This is a genomic window from Microbacterium sp. Y356 (genome assembly GCF_059445355.1).
Genome location: NZ_JCAIUE010000001.1, coordinates 1,931,148 through 1,949,259, shown reverse-complemented (window position 1 = coordinate 1,949,259; position 18,112 = coordinate 1,931,148). Strand labels below are relative to the sequence as shown.

General features: G+C 65.7%; 21 protein-coding genes. 9 read left to right on the top strand and 12 right to left on the bottom strand.

Annotated elements, in window-relative coordinates; all coding sequences use genetic code 11:
• Positions 1–40: 40 nt before the first annotated feature.
• Positions 41–979: an MmyB family transcriptional regulator gene (locus AC1C2Q_RS09350; protein WP_495449880.1), complete on the top strand. Its 939-nt coding sequence runs from the start codon at positions 41–43 to the stop codon at positions 977–979.
• Here the strand turns inward: AC1C2Q_RS09350 and AC1C2Q_RS09345 are convergent.
• The 5 genes from AC1C2Q_RS09345 to AC1C2Q_RS09325 all read right to left on the bottom strand — a co-directional run bounded on the left by AC1C2Q_RS09345 (position 945) and on the right by AC1C2Q_RS09325 (position 6,122).
• Entirely contained in the window at positions 945–2,519 is a 1,575-nt protein-coding gene (locus AC1C2Q_RS09345; RefSeq protein ID WP_495449879.1) for an AMP-binding protein, read from the bottom strand. The genes AC1C2Q_RS09350 and AC1C2Q_RS09345 overlap by 35 nt on opposite strands.
• A 56-nt stretch (positions 2,520–2,575) precedes the next feature.
• A complete protein-coding gene (locus AC1C2Q_RS09340) occupies positions 2,576–3,790 on the bottom strand; it encodes an acyl-CoA dehydrogenase family protein (protein ID WP_495449878.1) in 1,215 nt (404 codons plus the stop codon).
• Positions 3,790–4,839, bottom strand: a complete 1,050-nt coding sequence (locus AC1C2Q_RS09335) for a phosphotransferase family protein (protein ID WP_495449877.1) — start codon at positions 4,837–4,839, stop codon at positions 3,790–3,792. The genes AC1C2Q_RS09340 and AC1C2Q_RS09335 overlap by 1 nt, the downstream gene beginning before the upstream one ends.
• Positions 4,840–5,006: 167 nt before the next feature.
• Positions 5,007–5,417 carry an acyl-CoA thioesterase gene (locus AC1C2Q_RS09330; RefSeq protein ID WP_495449876.1) on the bottom strand — a complete coding sequence of 137 codons (411 nt, stop codon included), beginning with the start codon at positions 5,415–5,417 and terminating at the stop codon, positions 5,007–5,009.
• Positions 5,418–5,465: 48 nt separating this feature from the next.
• Positions 5,466–6,122, bottom strand: a complete 657-nt coding sequence (locus tag AC1C2Q_RS09325; RefSeq protein ID WP_495449875.1) for a QsdR family transcriptional regulator — start codon at positions 6,120–6,122, stop codon at positions 5,466–5,468.
• 112 nt (positions 6,123–6,234) lie between these two features.
• Here AC1C2Q_RS09325 and AC1C2Q_RS09320 point away from each other — a divergent pair, with 112 nt between their 5' ends.
• Together AC1C2Q_RS09320 and AC1C2Q_RS09315 are read left to right on the top strand one after the other, a co-directional pair.
• On the top strand, positions 6,235–7,467 hold the full coding sequence (locus AC1C2Q_RS09320; RefSeq protein ID WP_495449874.1) for an acyl-CoA dehydrogenase family protein: 1,233 nt from the start codon (positions 6,235–6,237) through the stop codon (positions 7,465–7,467).
• Positions 7,468–7,504: 37 nt separating this feature from the next.
• Positions 7,505–8,728, top strand: a complete 1,224-nt coding sequence (locus tag AC1C2Q_RS09315) for an acetyl-CoA C-acetyltransferase (protein WP_495449873.1) — start codon at positions 7,505–7,507, stop codon at positions 8,726–8,728.
• A 66-nt stretch (positions 8,729–8,794) separates the two neighbouring features.
• On the opposite strand, the gene AC1C2Q_RS09310 is transcribed toward AC1C2Q_RS09315, so the two are convergent.
• From AC1C2Q_RS09310 to AC1C2Q_RS09300, 3 genes are read right to left on the bottom strand one after another with little or no spacing between them, the layout of a single operon-like run.
• Positions 8,795–9,250, bottom strand: a complete 456-nt coding sequence (locus AC1C2Q_RS09310; RefSeq protein ID WP_495449872.1) for a MaoC family dehydratase — start codon at positions 9,248–9,250, stop codon at positions 8,795–8,797.
• Positions 9,247–9,996: an SDR family oxidoreductase gene (locus tag AC1C2Q_RS09305; protein ID WP_495449871.1), complete on the bottom strand. Its 750-nt coding sequence runs from the start codon at positions 9,994–9,996 to the stop codon at positions 9,247–9,249. The genes AC1C2Q_RS09310 and AC1C2Q_RS09305 overlap by 4 nt, the downstream gene beginning before the upstream one ends.
• Before the next feature lie 36 nt (positions 9,997–10,032).
• Positions 10,033–11,142, bottom strand: a complete 1,110-nt coding sequence (locus AC1C2Q_RS09300) for a zinc-binding dehydrogenase (RefSeq protein WP_495449870.1) — start codon at positions 11,140–11,142, stop codon at positions 10,033–10,035.
• Between the two features lie 109 nt (positions 11,143–11,251).
• Here AC1C2Q_RS09300 and AC1C2Q_RS09295 point away from each other — a divergent pair, with 109 nt between their 5' ends.
• Positions 11,252–11,674 (top strand): NUDIX hydrolase, encoded by a 423-nt coding sequence (locus AC1C2Q_RS09295; RefSeq protein ID WP_495430808.1) that lies wholly within the window; start codon positions 11,252–11,254, stop codon positions 11,672–11,674.
• Positions 11,675–11,720: 46 nt separating this feature from the next.
• On the opposite strand, the gene AC1C2Q_RS09290 is transcribed toward AC1C2Q_RS09295, so the two are convergent.
• Both AC1C2Q_RS09290 and AC1C2Q_RS09285 read right to left on the bottom strand, forming a co-directional pair.
• Positions 11,721–12,209: an aminoacyl-tRNA deacylase gene (locus AC1C2Q_RS09290; RefSeq protein ID WP_495449869.1), complete on the bottom strand. Its 489-nt coding sequence runs from the start codon at positions 12,207–12,209 to the stop codon at positions 11,721–11,723.
• Positions 12,206–12,703, bottom strand: coding sequence for a DNA helicase (locus AC1C2Q_RS09285; RefSeq protein ID WP_495430806.1), 498 nt, complete (start codon positions 12,701–12,703; stop codon positions 12,206–12,208). Before AC1C2Q_RS09285 ends, AC1C2Q_RS09290 begins: the two co-directional genes overlap by 4 nt.
• Positions 12,704–12,810: 107 nt before the next feature.
• Between AC1C2Q_RS09285 and AC1C2Q_RS09280 the strand changes: the two genes are divergently transcribed.
• Together AC1C2Q_RS09280 and AC1C2Q_RS09275 are read left to right on the top strand one after the other, a co-directional pair.
• The gene (locus AC1C2Q_RS09280; RefSeq protein ID WP_495430805.1) at positions 12,811–13,368 is read left to right on the top strand and encodes a peptidylprolyl isomerase; all 558 of its coding nucleotides are present in this window, start codon (positions 12,811–12,813) and stop codon (positions 13,366–13,368) included.
• A gap of 24 nt (positions 13,369–13,392) precedes the next feature.
• Positions 13,393–14,280, top strand: coding sequence for a rhomboid family intramembrane serine protease (locus tag AC1C2Q_RS09275; protein WP_495449868.1), 888 nt, complete (start codon positions 13,393–13,395; stop codon positions 14,278–14,280).
• A 154-nt stretch (positions 14,281–14,434) separates the two neighbouring features.
• Here AC1C2Q_RS09275 and AC1C2Q_RS09270 read toward each other — a convergent pair whose 3' ends face one another.
• Positions 14,435–14,674, bottom strand: coding sequence for a cell division protein CrgA (locus tag AC1C2Q_RS09270; RefSeq protein WP_495430803.1), 240 nt, complete (start codon positions 14,672–14,674; stop codon positions 14,435–14,437).
• A 78-nt stretch (positions 14,675–14,752) separates the two neighbouring features.
• On the opposite strand from AC1C2Q_RS09270, the gene AC1C2Q_RS09265 reads away from it, so the two are divergent.
• From AC1C2Q_RS09265 to AC1C2Q_RS09255, 3 genes are read left to right on the top strand one after another with little or no spacing between them, the layout of a single operon-like run.
• Positions 14,753–15,547, top strand: coding sequence for a class E sortase (locus AC1C2Q_RS09265; protein ID WP_495449867.1), 795 nt, complete (start codon positions 14,753–14,755; stop codon positions 15,545–15,547).
• A 10-nt stretch (positions 15,548–15,557) separates the two neighbouring features.
• Complete coding sequence (locus AC1C2Q_RS09260) at positions 15,558–15,713, top strand: hypothetical protein (RefSeq protein ID WP_495449866.1); 156 nt, start codon at positions 15,558–15,560, stop codon at positions 15,711–15,713.
• On the top strand, positions 15,710–16,372 hold the full coding sequence (locus AC1C2Q_RS09255; protein WP_495449865.1) for an anthranilate synthase component II: 663 nt from the start codon (positions 15,710–15,712) through the stop codon (positions 16,370–16,372). The genes AC1C2Q_RS09260 and AC1C2Q_RS09255 overlap by 4 nt, the downstream gene beginning before the upstream one ends.
• Here AC1C2Q_RS09255 and pknB read toward each other — a convergent pair.
• Positions 16,360–18,066 (bottom strand): Stk1 family PASTA domain-containing Ser/Thr kinase, encoded by a 1,707-nt coding sequence (gene pknB, locus AC1C2Q_RS09250; RefSeq protein ID WP_495430799.1) that lies wholly within the window; start codon positions 18,064–18,066, stop codon positions 16,360–16,362. The two genes, AC1C2Q_RS09255 and pknB, sit on opposite strands and share 13 nt — an antisense overlap.
• Positions 18,067–18,112 lie beyond the last annotated feature (46 nt).

Below are 18,112 nucleotides of genomic sequence, written 5' to 3'. Positions count from 1 at the left end.
GGGATACCCACACGGTGGCGGTCGCAGGCACAATGGGGTGATGACCGAGATGAATCAGCTCGGGATGTTCCTGCGTGCGAGCCGTGCCAGGATCACCCCCGAGCAGGCAGGGTTGACTCTGTACGGCGACAACCGCCGAGTGGAGGGGTTGCGCCGCGAGGAACTTGCGATGCTGGCCGGAGTCAGCGCCTCGTACTACACGCGCCTTGAACAGGGCCAGGCAAGTGGCGCTTCCGCGCAGGTGCTCAACTCCCTCGCAGCGGCTCTGTTGCTCGACGCCGACGAGCGTGCGCACCTGCACACCTTGGCAGGACATCATGCGGGGACGCTTCGCGCTCGCGCTCCACGCAGCGTGGAATCAGCTGATCCGGCGTTCCTCGAACTAATCGACTCGATGCCGGACATCCCGGCGATGGTACTGGGGCGTCGCAGCGAGGTCCTCGCCTGGAATCGACTCGGTCATGCGCTGCTCACTCCGCATCTCAGCTACGACACCCCTCAGCATCCGCAGTCTCGGCCCGTGCTTGCAGAGTTGGTCTTTCTCGACCCGGCACTGAGGATGCTCTACGTGGATTGGCCGGCGAAGAGCCGCGCCGTCGTCGGCGACCTTCGGTTGGCCGTCGGCAAGTATCCGGACGACACCGGGTTGGCCTCGCTGATCGGGATGCTGTCGATGAAGAGTCCGGAGTTCGCCCGGCTGTGGGCGGACAATCGTGTGCAGGCTCGTAACACCGTGGTCTACGAACTGCGCCATCCGCTGGTGGGCTCGCTCACGGTGACGAAGCAGTCGTTGCAGTCGCCTGGCATCTCTGCACAGGTGCTGGTGACGCACACCGCCCCGGTCGGATCGGCATCGCGGGAGGGACTGACACTTCTGCACCATGCCGCTCTAGACCATGCAGCTCTAGACCGTGCCGCTCTAGATCACGCCGTTCCGAGCGCGCTCAGCGAGAGTACTGCTCCACCAGCGCACGCTTGAGCACCTTGCCGCTGCTGCCGAGGGGCAGCTCCGCAACGAGGTGCACGACGCGCGGATACTTATACGCGGCGATGTGCTCGCGCACGAAGGCAATGACCTCTTCGGGGTCGAGCTCCACACCCTCGAGGGCCACGACCGCGGCGTGCACCTCCTGGCCTTTGACGTCGTCCGGCACACCGAACACAGCGGAGGAAGCGACACCAGGATGCCTGGCGAGCACTGCCTCGACCTCGGTGGGGTACACGTTGTACCCAGAGCGTACGATCATGTCCTTCTTGCGGTCGACGACCGTCAGCACGCCATCGACGTAGGTGCCGAGATCACCGGTGCGGAACCATCCGTCGACGACCGCGGCGGCCGAGGCCTCCGCGCGCCCGAGATAACCCTTGAAGAGGTTGTGCCCGCGCACGACGATTTCACCGAGTGCGCCGGGCTGCTCATCGAGCACGATGCGGTCATCGATCTCGGCATCCGCGATCGCCACATCGACACCCCACAGGGTGCGACCGACGGTGCCAGGTCGGATCGGAATGCCGAGCGGATTCGACGACACCGTCGGCGCAGTCTCGGTGAGACCGTACCCCTCATGCACATCCGCACCATAGGCGTCGTGGAACGCCTCCAGCACGGCGACCGGCAACGCGGCACCGCCAGAGACTGCGAACCGCAGCGGCGGACGCGCGGGCGAGCGGCGAGCAGCCTCGAGCATCCCGACATACATGGTCGGTACGGCCGTGAACACGGTCGCCTGATGCTCGACCATGAGTGTGAGCGCTTCGTCTGGATCGAACCGGGGGAGCAGGATCACCGCAGCGCCAACCCGGAACGCGATGTTCATCACCGCGGTCTGGCCGAAGGTGTGAAACAGCGGCAGCCCGCCGAACACGATGTCGGTCGCGCGGATGTCGAAGGCATCAATGAGGGTGCAGTGCACCTGCTCAATGATCGACAGATGGCTGCCGACCGCGCCCTTCGGGGTGCCCGTCGTGCCGCTCGTGTAGAGGATGGTCGCAGGGTCAAGCGGTCCGGTCGCGACGTGCCGCACGATCGGCTCGGCTGCACCAGCCTCACGTTCCAGGCGAGGAAGCTCGATACCGGCATCCGCAGGAAGCAGCACGGTGGTCAGGGGAACGCTAGCCTGCTGCGCGGCAGGAATCGCCTCACCGAGCAGCGGGGCAGCGACCACGAGTAGATCCGCCTCGGCATCGCGCAGCACGTAGGCGATCTCCTCTGACTTGAAGAGCAGATGCACTGGCACCGCGATCGCGCCGAGCGACAGCACTGCGTAGTAGACGCGGGCGAAGTCGGGCACGTTCGGGATCAGCATCGCCACGCGGTCGCCCTTGCCGATGCCGCGGTCTCGCAGGGCACCGGCGTACGCACGTGTCTGGTCCCACAGGTCGCGGTAAGTGGTCGCGGTGCCGGCGAAATGCACGGCCGTGCGGTCGGCGTGCCGAACGGCAGATTCGGCGAGGATCCCGGCGACCGACAGCGTCGGGAAACCAGGGCCGTCGATGGCGGGGTCAGGGGTGTGGGTCATCATGTCTCCTTTGACGTGAATGGTGCGTGCGTGTGCGGATGGTGGTTGAGAGTCGGTCAGAGGCGCAGCTGCGCGCGCCCGAGACTCGACAGGTGCACTTCATCGGGACCGTCGGCGATTCGCAGCGAGCGGATGCCGGCATACAGCTCGGCGAGCGGGGTGTCACCAGAGACGCCGGCACCGCCATGCACCTGAATTGCGCGGTCGATGATCGTCTGCACCGCGCGCGGCACCGCGATCTTGATCGACTGGATCTCCGTCGATGCCTGCCGATTGCCGACGGTGTCCATCAGCCAGGCGGTCTTCAGCACGAGCAGGCGCAGGGCCTCCAGCTGGATGCGCGACTCGGCCACCCACTCGCGGATCACGCCCTGCTCGGCCAAGGCGCGACCGAACGCGTGCCGCTCGTTGGCGCGAGTGATCAGCAACGACAGAGCTCGCTCGCCCATGCCGATGGCGCGCATGCAGTGGTGGATTCGACCGGGGCCGAGGCGCGCCTGCGCGATCGCGAAGCCGCCGCCTTCCTCCCCGATCAGGTTCGAAACGGGCACGCGCACGTCCTCGAAGACGATCTCGGCATGGCCGCCGTGGTCACGGTCGTCGTAACCGAACACGGTCAGTGGGCGCACGATCTGCACTCCAGGAGTGTCCCGTGGCACGAGAATCATCGACTGCTGGCGGTGGCGGGCAGCATCCGGATCGGTCTTGCCCATCACAATGAAAATCGCGGCGCCCGGGTTCATCGCTCCCGTCGACCACCACTTGCGTCCGCTGATGACGTACTCGTCACCCTCACGGCGGATGCTGGTGCCGATGTTCGTGGCATCGCTGGATGCGGCATCCGGTTCGGTCATGCAGAACGCGCTGCGGATCTCGGCATTCAGCAGCGGGGTGAGCCACTGCTTCTTCTGTTCGGGGGTGCCGAAGTCGTTCAGCACCTCCATGTTGCCGGTGTCGGGCGCCGCGCAGTTGAACGCGACCGGCGCGAGCCGGGGACTCCATCCGGTCAGCTCGGCCACCGGGGCGTATTGCAGGTTCGTCAGCCCGGCTGCTCCCGTCGCGGCGGCGTCGCCCGGCAGGAACAAGTTCCACAGCCCGCGTTCGCGAGCCTTCTGTTGCAGCTCACGAACGATCGGACGGAACGTCCACTCGCCCGGTGTTGCGGCAACTTGCGCGTCGAGGGTGGGCTCGGCCGGGAACACCTCCTCATCGAGGAAGGCGCGCACCTGCGCGGTGATTTCGATCGTTCGTGCATCCAGAGCAAAGTCCATCAGTGCACCTGCAGTCCTTTTCTCGCGAGCGGCTCGACGAGCCCACCCATGCGTTCGAATCCCTCGCCGACGGTGTCGCCTGCGCGAAAGCGGTAGTGGATGCCCTCAAGGATGACGGCAAGTTTGTACGCCGCGAAGGCGCGATACCAGTCGAGGTTCGGCAGGGTGATGCCGGCGTGCGCCGCGTATGCGTCGGCGAGCTCGCCGAATGCGGGATACCCGGCTGCCGGGTCGACGGCGCTTGCAACGACTCCGGCGCCACCGGGTAGATCGGCGACGTCCCAGTACAGCGCGAAGATGCCGAGGTCAACGAGCGGGTCACCGAGGGTGGCCATCTCCCAGTCCAGAATCGCGGAGATGTGCGGGCGGTCGCGCGGGCCATCGACGAGCGCGTTGTCGAGGCGATAGTCGCCGTGCACGATGCCGGTGCGCACCGTCTCGGGTACGCCGCCGGCGAGCGTCGCCTGCAGGCGGTCGAGGTCAGGGGTCTCACGTGAGCGTGAGGCATCGAGCTGCCGTCGCCAGGTGGCGAGTTGACGGTGCAGATACCCATCGGGGCGACCGAAGTCGCTCAGGCCCACTTCCGCTGGGTCGACGGCGTGCAGGTCGGCGAGATGTCGCACCAGCTCGAGGCTCAGCGCGTGCAGGCTCGCGGGGGAGTAGTCGGCGTTCTGGGTGGGCGATGCGAGTACACGCCCAGGCGCGCGCTCCATCAGGAAGAACGGGCTGCCGGTGATGATCCCGCCGGTGTCGTCGACGAAATCCACCGCCGCCGGAACCGGAATCGCTGTGTGCGCGAGGGCGGAGATCACGCGGTGCTCCCGCCCCATGTCGTGCGCGCTGGAGAGCACGTGTCCGAGCGGGGGACGGCGCAGGATCAGTGGAATCGTCGCCCCCTCGACGGCGTACGTCAGGTTGCTGCGCCCGCCGGCGATGACCTCGGCGCGCAGCGCAGCACCCGTGGCACGTTGCGGAGGCGCGAGGTCGGGATGCACGGCAGCCAGCCATGCGGTCAGCGCCGTCACGTCGAGCCCTGGTACCTCAGGCATCTGCGCCCGCCTTCCTGCGGCTCGTCGATGAGCCGTCACCAATACCATACCGGATGGTCGGTATGTGCGACTACTCCTCGCACAGATGCAAGGAGATCGTACGGATGCAGGGCGAAACGCCGGTGAATGGCACTGCATCCGTTCATCGGCCCTGCAGGTGTGCGGGGTCAGTGCACGGGGGTGATCTGAGATTCGATCGCTTCCCTGATGGATGCCGGAACCGGCATGGGTCTGCGGGTCACGGCATCCACGAACACGTGCACAAAACGACCGGTCGCGATCTGCTCATCCCCGAGCAGGATGCCGAGTTCCCACGTGATGCTCGTCGTGCCGAGGCGCTCGATGCCGATACCCACCGCGAGCGGGTCCGGAAACGCCGCTGAGGCGTGAAATTCGCAAGAGGATGCTGCGCTCAGAGCGATCGCGTCACCCTGGGGATCGAGTCCGCCCTCCCGGATCATCCAGGCGTTCACGGCAGTGTCCATCGCCAGGTAGTAGACGGTGTTGTTGATGTGCCCGTATTGGTCGTTGTCGCTCCAACGCGTCGGGAATGGCTCGTGCACGCGGAATGTCGACATGGTGTTCTCCTCAAGTCGTCGCGAGTGCTCGCGAGTGATGGCCGGGCCTCAGTCGTCGACGCGCAGTAGTAGCCGGAAGGCGATGCGGGCACGCGCGGCGCTGGGCTGGTCGCCGGAGATCAGGTCGGCGTAGGTGAACGACTCCGACATCCGCACCAGCAGGTAGGCGAGCCCTGCCGGATCGATCGCGCCGCCAAGTGGTGCGTCGCCGATCTCGCGACGCACCAGCCACTCTGCCGTCGCGACATAGCGGCGCTGGATGGGGCTCTCCTTGGTCGTGAGCAGGCGCAGCGCGCGGGCCGGCTCGCGGCGCAGAAACTGACGGAAGTACTCGGCTGTGATCAGGTCATCGACGAAATGCGTGAGGATGCCGGCGATGCGCTCACCACCGCTCAACTGGGCGGTTGCATGCTCAGCCTGCACGAGTGTCGGAACAGCCAGCGACCAGAGCACTTCGCCGAGCAGCGCGTCGCGGTTGCCGACCCAGCGGAACAGCGAGGTGCGCTCGATGCCGAGCGAGGCGGCGAGGCTGCCCATGTCGATGCGGTGGCCGGCGATGAAGCTCTCCCGTGCGGCGTCGAATGCGCGTCGTGCATCGGCGTGCGTGCTCAGGCGTTCTGACAGCCAGGAGGGTGCCGCGATCAGGCCGGCGTCGGCGATCGTCACTGCGGCCCCGGTGGTGGAAGCGATGGTCGCGCTGGTCATGCGAGAACTCTACCCGCGCAGCACCGGTCAATCGCAACGTTTCCAAATTTGTTGTGCAACGTTCTCTAAAATGATGCATACTCGATCGTGATCACCGACGATCGGAGACACCATGACGTCCATCCTCACTTCAACCGCCCCTGGCTCACGTGCTTTGGTGGATGCCGCACCCGCTCCGCTGCTGGCCGCCGACTTCTACGAGTTCCAGAGCCGGCTCACCGACACCGAGCAGCGCGCCCTGAGCTCGATCCGCAGGTTCCTCGACACCGAAGTGCGACCCTTCGCCGATGACCACTGGGAGCGCGCGGAGAGCCCGCGTCACCTGGTGCCACGGATCGCGGAGCTGGGTCTGTACGGCAACGCCTTCCCTGAGACCCGGCAGTTTGAGAACAGCGCGGTCTTCCGTGGCTGGGTAGCGATGGAGATCTCCCGCGCCGACCCGTCAACGGCCACCTTCATCGGTGTGCACAGCGGCCTGGCGATGACCGCGATCTGGGTCGGTGGGTCAGACGAGCAGAAGGCCGAATGGCTGCCAACGCTTGCCGCCGGCGAACTGGTAGCTGCATTCGGTCTCACTGAGCCGGATCATGGTTCCGACACGGCCAAGGGCCTGGAGACCACGGCGGAGCGCCGCGGCGACGAATGGCTGCTGAACGGCGCGAAGCGCTGGATCGGCAACGGCGCCTTCGCCGATCTCGTCGTCATCTGGGCGCGTGACCTCGCTGACGATCAGGTCAAGGGGTTTCTCGTGCGCACGCCGGCGATCGGGTTCACCGGCACCAAGATCGAGCGCAAGCAGTCGCTGCGCGCGGTCGAGAACGCCGACATCGTGCTCGAGAACGTCGTCGTTTCGGAGAGTGACCGGCTACAGAAGATCGACGGCTTCCGCGACCTCGCTGTGGTGCTTCGCCTCACCCGCGCGGATGTTGCATGGCAGGCGCTCGGAGTCGCAGTGGGCGCCTACGAGGCATCCGTCGAATATGCCAAGACCCGTATTCAGTTCGGTAAGCCGATCGCCTCGTTCCAGCTCGTGCAGCAGAAGCTCGCCGACTCGCTGGCCGACATCACGGCATCCATCGCCATGTGCATGCGCGTCTCGCAGCTGCAGGATGAGGGCGCGCAGCGCGATCATCACTCCGCGATGGCGAAGGCATTCGTGACAAAGCGGATGCGCGAGGTCGTGGCCCGAAGTCGCGAGATCTGCGGTGGCAATGGCATCCAGCTCGATCACGGCGTCGCACGGTACTTCGCCGATGCCGAAGCCGTCTACACATTCGAGGGCACCTACGACATGAACTCCCTCATCGTGGGGCGGGCCATCACCGGCATCCCTGCCTTCGTCTGACCCGTCACGTTACGCGCACACCACCACAGGAGATCTCATGCCCGAGGCATACATCGTCGCCACCGCACGCTCCCCGATTGGCCGCGCCGGAAAGGGATCGCTCGTCTCGCTACGCGGTGACGATCTCGCCGCTCGCATGGTGCAGGCCGCGCTCGACAAGGTGCCGGGGCTGGACCCGGCCCGCATCGACGACCTGCTGCTGGGCACCGGCCAGCCCGCCGGTGAGCAGGGATTCAACATCGCGCGCATCGTGTCGGTGCTGCTGGGGCTTGACACCGTGCCAGGCACCACGGTGAATCGATACTGTTCGTCATCGCTGCAGACCACCCGGATGGCGTTCCACGCGATCAAGGCCGGCGAGGGCGATGTCTTCGTCTCGGCCGGGGTGGAGATGGTCAGCCGGTATGCGCAGGGCGCAGCGGATGCTTCGCCAGGACATGTGATCGAAAACCCGGCGTTCGGCGCTGCCGTCGCGCGCTCGACGTCGCGAAGCACGGCCGGCGCTGGGGCGTGGAACGACCCCAGGCGCGATGGGGCGCTGCCGGATCCGTATATCGCGATGGGTCAGACAGCCGAGAACGTGGCGCAGGTGCGCGGCATCACCCGTGACGAGCAGGATGCCTTCGCCGCACGGTCGCAGCAACGGGCCGAGGCGGCGATCGCGTCGGGGTTCTGGGCGCGGGACATCACGCCGGTGACCCTCGCCAACGGCACGGTGGTCTCCGCCGACGACGGACCTCGCGCCGGGGTCACCGCCGAGTCCCTTGCAGGGCTGCAGCCGGTGTTCCGTCCGGACGGAACGGTCACTGCGGGCAACTGCTGTGCGCTCAATGATGGGGCAGCGGCTGTCGTCATCGTGTCGGATCGCGTCGTGGAGGAGTTGGGGCTCGAGCCGCTGGCGCGCATCGTCTCGACCGGGGTGAGCGCTCTGTCGCCGGAGGTCATGGGGCTGGGGCCCGTTGAGTCTTCACGACGCGCGCTCGCCCTGGCCGGGCTCGACATCTCCGACATCGACCTCGTCGAGATCAATGAAGCTTTCGCCGCGCAGGTGATCCCTTCAGCACGTGAGCTCGGCATCGATGAGGAACGCCTGAACGTGCACGGCGGGGCGATCGCCGTTGGACATCCGTTCGGCATGACCGGTGCGCGCATCACGTCGACGCTGCTCAACGGGCTTGCTGCGACCGGTGGCCGCTACGGGCTCGAGACGATGTGCGTCGGCGGCGGCCAGGGCATGGCGATGGTGCTCGAGCGGATGTAACGGCATCCAATCACAGCAGGAAGAGGCGCGGCCCGGACGGGTTCGCGCCTCTTCCTGTGCCGCGAGTCACGCCGGGATGAAAAGGGCGACTGTCTCGGCGACCAGCGCCGGGCGCTCAGAGCCCTCGATCTCGACCGTCGTGCGCATCCCGACGCGCCAGCCCTGCACACCGCCTTCGACGGACGTGACCTCCGTGACCGCACGCACGCGGGATCCGGCCGTCACCGGCTGCAGAAAACGCACCTTGTCGAGGCCATAGTTCACGACCATTGCTGCACCGTCGACCTGCAGCAGCCCCTCGGTGAGGCGCGGCAGCAGCGAGAGGGTGAGGTACCCGTGTGCAATGGTGGCGCCGAACGGCCCTGACGCCGCGCGCTCGGCATCGAGGTGGATCCACTGCCAGTCTTCGGTGGCATCCGCGAATGCCTGGATGCGCGCCTGATCGATCGTGAACCAATCGCCGGTGGCATGTGCCCCGATCGCCTCGGCGAGTTCCGACGGGTGGGCGGCGACGATGCTCATGACGCGGGCCCTCCTGCCACATACAGCACCTGGCCCGAGACAAAGCCGGCCTCTTCTGAGATGAAGAAGGATGCCGCGGCGCCGATGTCCTCGGGCTGCCCTGCCCTGCCCACCGGGATCTCCTTCGCCATGTGCGCAACGAACTCATCGAAGCCGACACCCACGCGCTCGGCTGTCGAACGGGTCATATCGGTGACGATGAACCCCGGCGCGATCGCGTTTGCCGTGATGCCGTAGCGTCCGAGTTCGATGGCGAGGGTCTTCGTGAAGCCCTGCATTCCGGCCTTCGCGGCGGCGTAGTTCGCCTGGCCGCGGTTGCCGAGTGCCGAGGTGCTCGACAGGTTCACGACCCGACCCCAGCCGGCCTCGACCTGATGCTTCTGCACCGCCCGGCTCATCAGGAATGCACCGCGCAGATGCACGGAGATGACCGAATCCCAGTCATCCTCGGTCATCTTGAACAGCAGGTTGTCGCGGATGATCCCTGCGTTGTTCACCAGGATCGTCGGTGCGCCGAGTTCGGCGGCGATCAGGTCGACGGCTGCGGCCACCGCATCGGCGTCGGCGACGTCCGCGCCGACTGCGATGGCGCGGCCTCCGGCGTCGATGATGGTCTGCACGGTGCCTGCGCAAGCGGCTTCATCCAGGTCGAGAACAGCGACGGCGTGTCCGTCGGCGGCAAGACGGATGGCCGTTGCGGCGCCGATGCCGCGTGCGGCTCCTGTGACGATGGCAGTGCGGGTCATGGAGGGTCCTTTCGGTGGGGGCGAGGGCTGAGTGGTTCAGAAAGTGAGCAGCTGGCGCAGTTCGCTGCCGGTGGCGAGTCGGTCCATCGCCTCAGGTAGCTCGTCGAGGCGGATGCGGGATGACACCAGTCGCTCGAGCGGCAGGCGACCGGCGCGCCAGAGCTCGACATAGCGAGGGATGTCGCGCTCCGGTACGGCAGACCCCAGGTAGCTGCCGATGATGGTCCTCGCCTGTGCGGTCAGCTGCAGCGGAGACACCGTGGCCGTTGCATCAGGCGCCGGCAGGCCGACGGTGACGGTCGTGCCTCCTGGCGCGGTGAGTGCGAGGGCGGTCTCGAATGCGCGCGCGGAGCCGGCGGCCTCGATCACTACCGGCCCGTGCAGTCCAGCATCCACCGCTTCCGCCGGGAGATACGCGGAGGAGGCGCCGAGTTCGCGCGCGAGATCGAGTTTCGCAGGCACGGCGTCGACGCCGATGACTTCGTGACCGAGAGCTGCGGCGACGAGCAGAGCGGCCATGCCGACGCCGCCGAGTCCGACGACGATGACGCGGTCACCCGATGCGGGGCGGCCCGCGTTGATCACCGCTCCGCCGCCCGTGAGCACGGCGCAGCCGAGCAGCGCCGCGATCTCGGCTGGCACGTCGTCGTCGACAGCGACGACTGAGGTGCGGCTGACGACCGCGTGCGTCGCGAATGCGCTCACGCCGAGATGGTGGTGGATGTCTTCACCGGTCGCCGAGTTGCGGTGCAAGCGGATGCCGTCGCCGATGAGGGTGCCGCCGTTGTTCGCCGCGGAACCCGGGATGCAGGGGAGGCGTCCGTCCGTCCGGCAGTTTTCGCAGTCGCCGCATCGGGGCAGGAATGTCATCACCACGCGGGTGCCGATGGTGATGTCGGAGCCACCGGGTCCGACCAGCTCGATGATGCCGGATGCCTCGTGGCCGAGCAGCATCGGCATCGGACGCTGACGGGTGCCGTCGACGACGCTCAGATCGGAATGACAGACGCCCGCAGCCTCGATGCGCACGAGCAGCTCGCCGGGGCCGGGAGGATCCAGCTCCACCTCGCCGACCGTGAACGGCCGGGACTGTGCGAACGGGGGTTCAGCACCGGATATCTCAAGCACGGCTCCGCGGATGAGCATCCGACCTCCCTATGGCCACGCGTCAACGCGCGACTCTGCAATAATCATACCGACCAGGCGGTATGTAATCTAGTCATGTGCGATCTCGGCATCCCAGTATGGTGAGTGCATGGATCTGCGGGTCGCAGCATACGCGGTCGTCACCGACGACGAGGGAAAGGTGCTGCTGGCGCGCTGGACCGAGGGTCGCCGAGTCGCGTGGACGATGCCCGGTGGCGGGCTCGAACCCGGTGAAGATCCAGAGGATGCGGTGCGCCGAGAGGTCCGTGAAGAGACCGGCTACACAGTCCACGTGCAGGAACTGCTCGGTGTGCACTCCCGCGTCATTCCGGCCGGACGTCGAGTGAAGAAGGCCGCCGTCCCGCTGCATACGCTGCGCATCGTCTATCGAGCGAAGATTTCCGGCGGCAAGTTGCGCTTTGAGGAAGACGGCTCGACCGATATGGCCGGCTGGTTCACCACACCCGCCGTCGCTGAGCTGCAGCGCGTCAAACTCGTCGACATCGCCCTGCGCATGGCCGAGGTCATCTGACCAGGAAACCCGAAACCCGGGAAACCCTGATTCTCGGACGGAGCGCTCAGCCTCGCGGTTGCTCGGGCACCGTGATGTCGGCGACCGTCGCACCGTAGGCGGCGATCAGCGCATCGGCGTCCACGAACAGGCTGTAACCGTGCGCGCCAGCACCCATTGCAACCTGCTGTCCGACGATCGACTCATCGGCGTACACCGGCCAGTCGGTAGAGCTGCCGATCGGCACGATGGTGCCGCGCTCGTACCCGGTCGCGGCCAAGGCGAGCTCGGACTCGGGCAGGCGCAGCTTGTTCACGCCCACCAGGGCGCGCAACTTCGGCCACGAAATTGAGCGTCCACCCGGCACCAGCGCGAACAGGTATGTGTCGTCTGCACGCTTCACAACCAGCGTCTTGACGATGCCTGACGGGTCGATGCCGAGCAGCGCTGCAGCTTCGTGCAGGCTGTTCGCCTCAGGTCGCTCGCGGATCTCGATGTCGAGACCGCGCGCCGCCGCGGCATCCCTCACCCGTGAATGCGGGTCAGGCGAACTCACGCGTCTGGTGCGGAAAGCGGGTCGTCAGCAACCCAGAGCTCGTCGTCGGTGCGCAGCGCCTGCCATGCGGCGTAGAGCACGCCGGCAGCGGCAGCGACGCCGAGGATGATGGCGATGACCGATCCAAGACCGGGGCCGCTCTTCACGGGAGCTGCGGGCTGGTGCGAGAACGACAGGCCCTGACGCTTCGCGTTCGCGACATCCCATGCCGACAGCGCGGTGCCAACGACGCCGCCGACGATCGGGACGACCTTGTCATCCACGACCTGACGGCCAATCTTGATCCCGCGGTTGACGGTCGGCGCAACGCGTCGGTTGTAGGTGTCGTGCACGACGGGGAGAACCTGCTCGCGACCGACATTACCGAGCTGGCGACCGGCCTCGCGGGCGACGTCTGCTGCATGACCAACGAGAACCTGCTGGGATTCCCAGAGTTCCGTAGCGTCGTTCTGCAAACGGCGCAGTTCTTTCTTGCGCTTGCGGGTGAGGCTCACAATGTTCTCCTGCCGAGTTGGAGTACGGGGCTCCCCATCTTGCCAGACGAGTCTGGATGAGGGGAGAGAATCGACCATCTCATATGAAGCTCTGCGAGAATAGGGTCATGGCTCAGCACTCTCACGTTGCAACTCTGCACACCAACCGCGGCGATATCGTGGTCAATCTCTTCGGCGACCACGCTCCGAAGACCGTCAAGAACTTCGTCGGTCTCTCCGACGGAACCCAGGACTGGACTGACCCCGCCACCAACCAGCCCGGCGAGGGCGCGCTCTACAAGGACGTCATCTTCCACCGCATCATCCCGAACTTCATGATCCAGGGCGGCGACCCGCTCGGCCAGGGCGTCGGCGGCCCCGGATACAACTTCGACGACGAGATCAACATGGACCTCAACTTCAGCGAGCCCTACATCCTCGCGATGGCGAACGCTGGCCTTCGTCGTAACCCGATCACCGGGAAGGCTGAGGGCACGAACGGCTCGCAGTTCTTCATCACCACCGACCCGACCCCGTGGCTGCAGGGCAAGCACACAATCTTCGGCGAGGTTGCCGATGACGCTTCCAGGAAGATCGTCGACGCAATCGCCGCAGTTCCCACCGCAGCCGGTGACCGCCCGATCGAAGACGTCGTCCTGCAGTCGGTCGACATCGTCGCCGTCTGATCACGTCAGCTCTGGCCGATCCGGATGACTACACCTGAGTTCACGAGAAATCGCGAAAACTACTGCTATCGCCATCCGGATCGGCAGAGCTTCGTGCTCTGCCAACGCTGCATGCGCACTGTCTGCCCCGAGTGTCAGACTCAGGCGGCGGTCGGGGTCATCTGCCCCGAGTGCATGAAAGAGCAGCGCACCAACCGCACCCCCGCGCAGAAGCGCGCTCAACGGCAGTGGGGTCGCCGTTCCACGGTATCGATGGCCGCCGTTCAGTCCGGCAAGCCGATGATGACCTACGGCATCATCGCGGTCACCGCATTCGTCGGTCTGCTGCAGCTCGTGCCAGGCCTGGACATCAGCGGGCTGTTCCGATTCTGGATCGGCTATCTGCTCCCTGATCTTTCGGGCTACCCCTTCCAGCCGTGGCGCCTGCTCACCGCGGCCCTCGTCCACAGCGGCATCTGGCACATCGCCCTGAACATGCTCGCGCTCTGGATGCTCGGTCGCAGCCTTGAGCCCATGCTCGGTCGCTGGCGATTCCTCACCCTCTATGTGCTCGGAGCGCTCGGCGGCTCTGTCGCCGTCGGCATCATCGCGCCCGGAAGCGTTACCGTCGGTGCATCCGGCGCTGTCTTCGCGCTGTTCGGTGCGCTGCTTGTCATCGGATTGCACATCGGCGCCAACATGACCGGACTGTTCGTGCTGCTCGGCATCAACCTCGTGATCGGATTCGTGCCGGGCTTCAACATTGCCTGGCAGGCGCACCTCGGCGGCGCCGTCGTCGGTGCGCTGGTCGGACTCATCGTCTTGCGCACTCGCAAGCGCTCGCAGCGGCACTGGCAGATTCTGCTGCTGATCGCAGTTGCGGTGCTGTTGCTGGTAGCCGTCTTCACCCTTCCGCGGCTGATTCTGACCTGATCAAAAGTTGTTAACAGGGTTCTCCACCCCTGTGAATAACAACCGTGTAATTCTCCCCAGGCTGTGGATAACTTTGGGGATAACTTTCGGGCCGGCCTACCCACGAAAAACGCCCCCTCAAGAGAGGGGGCGTTCACAAGAGTGGATGCGAGGCTCAGCGCCAGCGCGTGGTCATGAGGAAGCCGATCAGCGCGATGCCGAGGCCGATGGCAAGATTCCACGAATCGATACCGGGAATGGGGAACTGCATCCCGGAGATGTAGAACACGAGGATCCACGCCAGCCCCAGCAGCATGAAGCCCAGCATCACCGGCTTGAACCACACGGCGTTCGGGGCCTGCTCGCCTTCCGCGCGCTCAACAACGGGTTCTTCGCTCTTACGCTCTCGTGCCATGCGGTCATTCTACCCAAGACGGCAGTCTTTGCAGTGTTCTCAGGCTGGCCTTCACTCGCGCGCGTTAGGATCGCCCCTATGACTGCCTCCGCCGTGCCGATGACGCGGCGTCAGCGTCGGCAGCGGAGTCGCCCACGCGCCACCTTCACCAGCGTGCTCGGCGAACTTCTGCTGACAGCGGGAGTCGTCGTCTTGCTGTTCGTCGCCTGGCAGATGTGGATCGGCGACATCATCCTCAGTGCTCAGGGCAACAGCGCAGGTCAGGCGATCACGCGGGAGTGGGAGCAGCTTCCTGTTCCGGAGCCCCCTCCCGTCGTCGAAGACGAAAACACCGGTGAGACCTGGTACGAGCCTCCTGTGCTGGAGCATCCGGGCCACGGCGAATATCTCGCACAGATGCGCGTGCCGCGTTTCGGTGATGACTACAACGTTCAAATTGCCGGTGGTACCAGCCGTTCGGTCACCCTCGACAACGGCTGGATCGGTGTATACGACCAGTCAGTGATGCCGGGGCAGGTGGGCAACTTCTCCGTCGCCGGCCACCGCACGACCTGGGGCTTCCCGCTGAACCGCATGGACAAGCTGCGTCTGAATGACGCCATCGTGGTCGAGACGCAGGAAGGCTGGTACACCTACCGCTTCCGCACACTCGAGTACGTTCAGCCGAGCGAGATCGATGTGCTCGAGGATGTTCCCCAGGTGCCGGGTGCCGTCACCGGAGAGCGCTACCTGACACTCACCGCCTGTTCACCGCTGTACTCGCTCGCCGAGCGCATCATCGGCTATTCCGTTTTTGAGGGCTTCCAGCCTCGCGCCGAGGGTGCACCGGAATCCCTGGCATCCGTTGACGAAGTGGCGGCCCCGTCGTGGTGAGGAAGATCTGATGTACGCAGCAATCTGGCGCATCCTGCCCGGCCCGTGGTGGCTGCGGGTGCTGATCCTGCTCGTTGGGGCCGCCGCCATCCTCTATGGACTCTTCTTCTACGTCTTCCCGTGGGTGAGCCCGCTCATCACCCCGGGCGAGGTCGACCTGGAGTGAGCGTGCGCGTGCTCGTCGTGGACAACCACGACAGCTTCGTACACACGCTTGTCGGCTACCTGCGTGAGCTCGGTGCCGACACCGAGATGATCGAGGCTGATGCCGAGACGGCAGCGGGCTTCGCCCGCATCTTGCCTGATTTCGATGGCGTGCTGCTCTCGCCTGGTCCAGGCAGGCCACGGGATGCGGGAGCTTCGGTCGACATTGTCCGCCTCGCGGCCGAGAGACGGATGCCAATGCTGGGGGTCTGTCTCGGACATCAGGCGATCGGCGCAGCCTTTGCCACTGAAATCGCTGAAGCACCGGAACTCATGCACGGCATGCTCTCGTCGATCAGCCACGACGGGTCGGCTCTGTTCGACGGCATCCCTTCACCCTTCGACGTGGGCCGCTATCACTCGCTGGCACTGCCGGAGGCCGAGCTGGCACCAGAGCTCGTCGTCACGGCACGCACGACGTCGGGGACGGTCATGGCGCTCACGCATCGTGAGCTGCCGATTCGAGGCGTGCAGTTCCATCCGGAGAGCGTGCTCACCCAGCACGGCTATCGGCTGTTGGCGAACTGGTTGAGCGAGGTCGCGTCAGCGGCCGGGTTGGCGTACGACGCGCGACGGGAATCGGCGGGGTTGACGCCGCTGCCCTCGGATCACTCGCAGTAGCGCAGTTCGACCTCGGAATGCACGGGAACATCGCCGGGTGCGAGTGACAGCGACAGCACTATTCCCGGGGCTTCCAACTCTCCACACTCGCCGATCGACGTCGGCACGGCGGTGAGATTGAGGTTCTCCAACTCAGCCGTGGCCGCATCTACCGTGAAGCCGGTGACATCGCGCATGGTGACTCGCCCACTGGCGACGACGAGGTTCACGATCGTTCCCGGTGCGACTTCGTCGCCTGCCTCGACGTTGGTTGTGGCGAGCACTGTTTCGGCGGCGCTTTCCGCGTCATTCTCGGGATTCACGTTTCCCAAAGCCAGGCCCTCTGCTTCCAACGCCTCGACTGCGGCCGATTGTGAAAGGCCGATGAGCTTCGGAACGATCACGGTCTCGGCGCCTGCAGAGACATAGACAGTGACGGTCTGGCCGACCTCGACCGACTGCTCGGCCTTCGGGTCGGTGCGGATCACATTGCCCTCGGTGATCTCAGCATTGGCTTCGGTGACGATGGTGGAAAGCAAGCCGAGTTCTTCGAGGTCGGTCTGTGCGCGCTGTGAAGAGACATCGATGAGGTCGGGCACGACGCGGGATGAGGTCGGAATCTGCTCACCGCGTGGCATCAGGATCACCCACAGCAGAACTGAGATGAGCAGCACGGCCAGCAACGCGACGCCCGCCCAGATCCACACCACCGGTGGCCCAGACTGGGTGCGGGCCATCGTCGTGTCGGTGCTGAGCTGGCGAAGCGAGCGTGCGGTCTCCTGCGCCTGACGAGGGCTCGATCCATACAGCTCGCTGGTGAGTGCGCCGAGCTGCTTCTTGCTCGGAGCCTTGCCGGCGACGGCACTGTCCAGCGCGGCGCGGAAGCTCGCTGCATCCGGATAGCGCTGGTACGGGTCTTTCGCGAGGGCACGCAGCACGATCGGGTCAAGGGCACCGGGGGCGTCTTCATTGACCTCAGTGGGCGCGAGCGGCGTCTCGCTGACGTGCTGGTACGCGACAGCGACCGGCGACTCTCCGCGGAACGGCTGACGGCCGGTGAGAAGTTCGTAGAGCACGACGCCGGTCGAATACAGGTCAGCGCGGGCATCCACCGGCTCGCCCTTGGCCTGCTCGGGCGAGAAATATGCGGCGGTGCCAATGATCTGAGTGGTCTCGGCGACGGTCGATGATGAGTCAGACACCGCACGCGCGATGCCGAAGTCCATGACCTTGACCTGGCCCTTTTCGGTGACCATCACGTTGCCGGGTTTGATGTCGCGGTGCACGACGCCAGCGCGGTGCGAGTAGTCGAGAGCCTCGAGGATGCCGTCTACATAGCGAAGGGCATCCTCAACGGGCACGGGGCCTTCGGCGATGATCTCCTTCAGCTGGCGTCCCTGCACGAGCTCCATGATGATGTACGGCTCGCTGCCAGGCGAGCCCGCAGGGGCGGAACCGTCGCCGGCCGAAGCAGGATCGCCCGCATCGAACACGCGCACGACCGAAGGGTGCGACATCCGTGACGCTGCCTGTGCTTCCAGCCGAAAGCGGGTGCGGAAAGCCGTGTCGCGAGCGAGGTCAGGATCAAGGATCTTGATGGCGACTTCGCGACCGAGCGTGATGTCGTAACCGCGATAGACCTTCGCCATGCCACCGTGGCCGATGAGCTCGTCCACACGGTATCGCTCGGCAATGATGCGCGGCTCTGCGGACACTGAAGACTCCCCCTGGTCTGACAACAACGTGAATCTACTGAGGTTA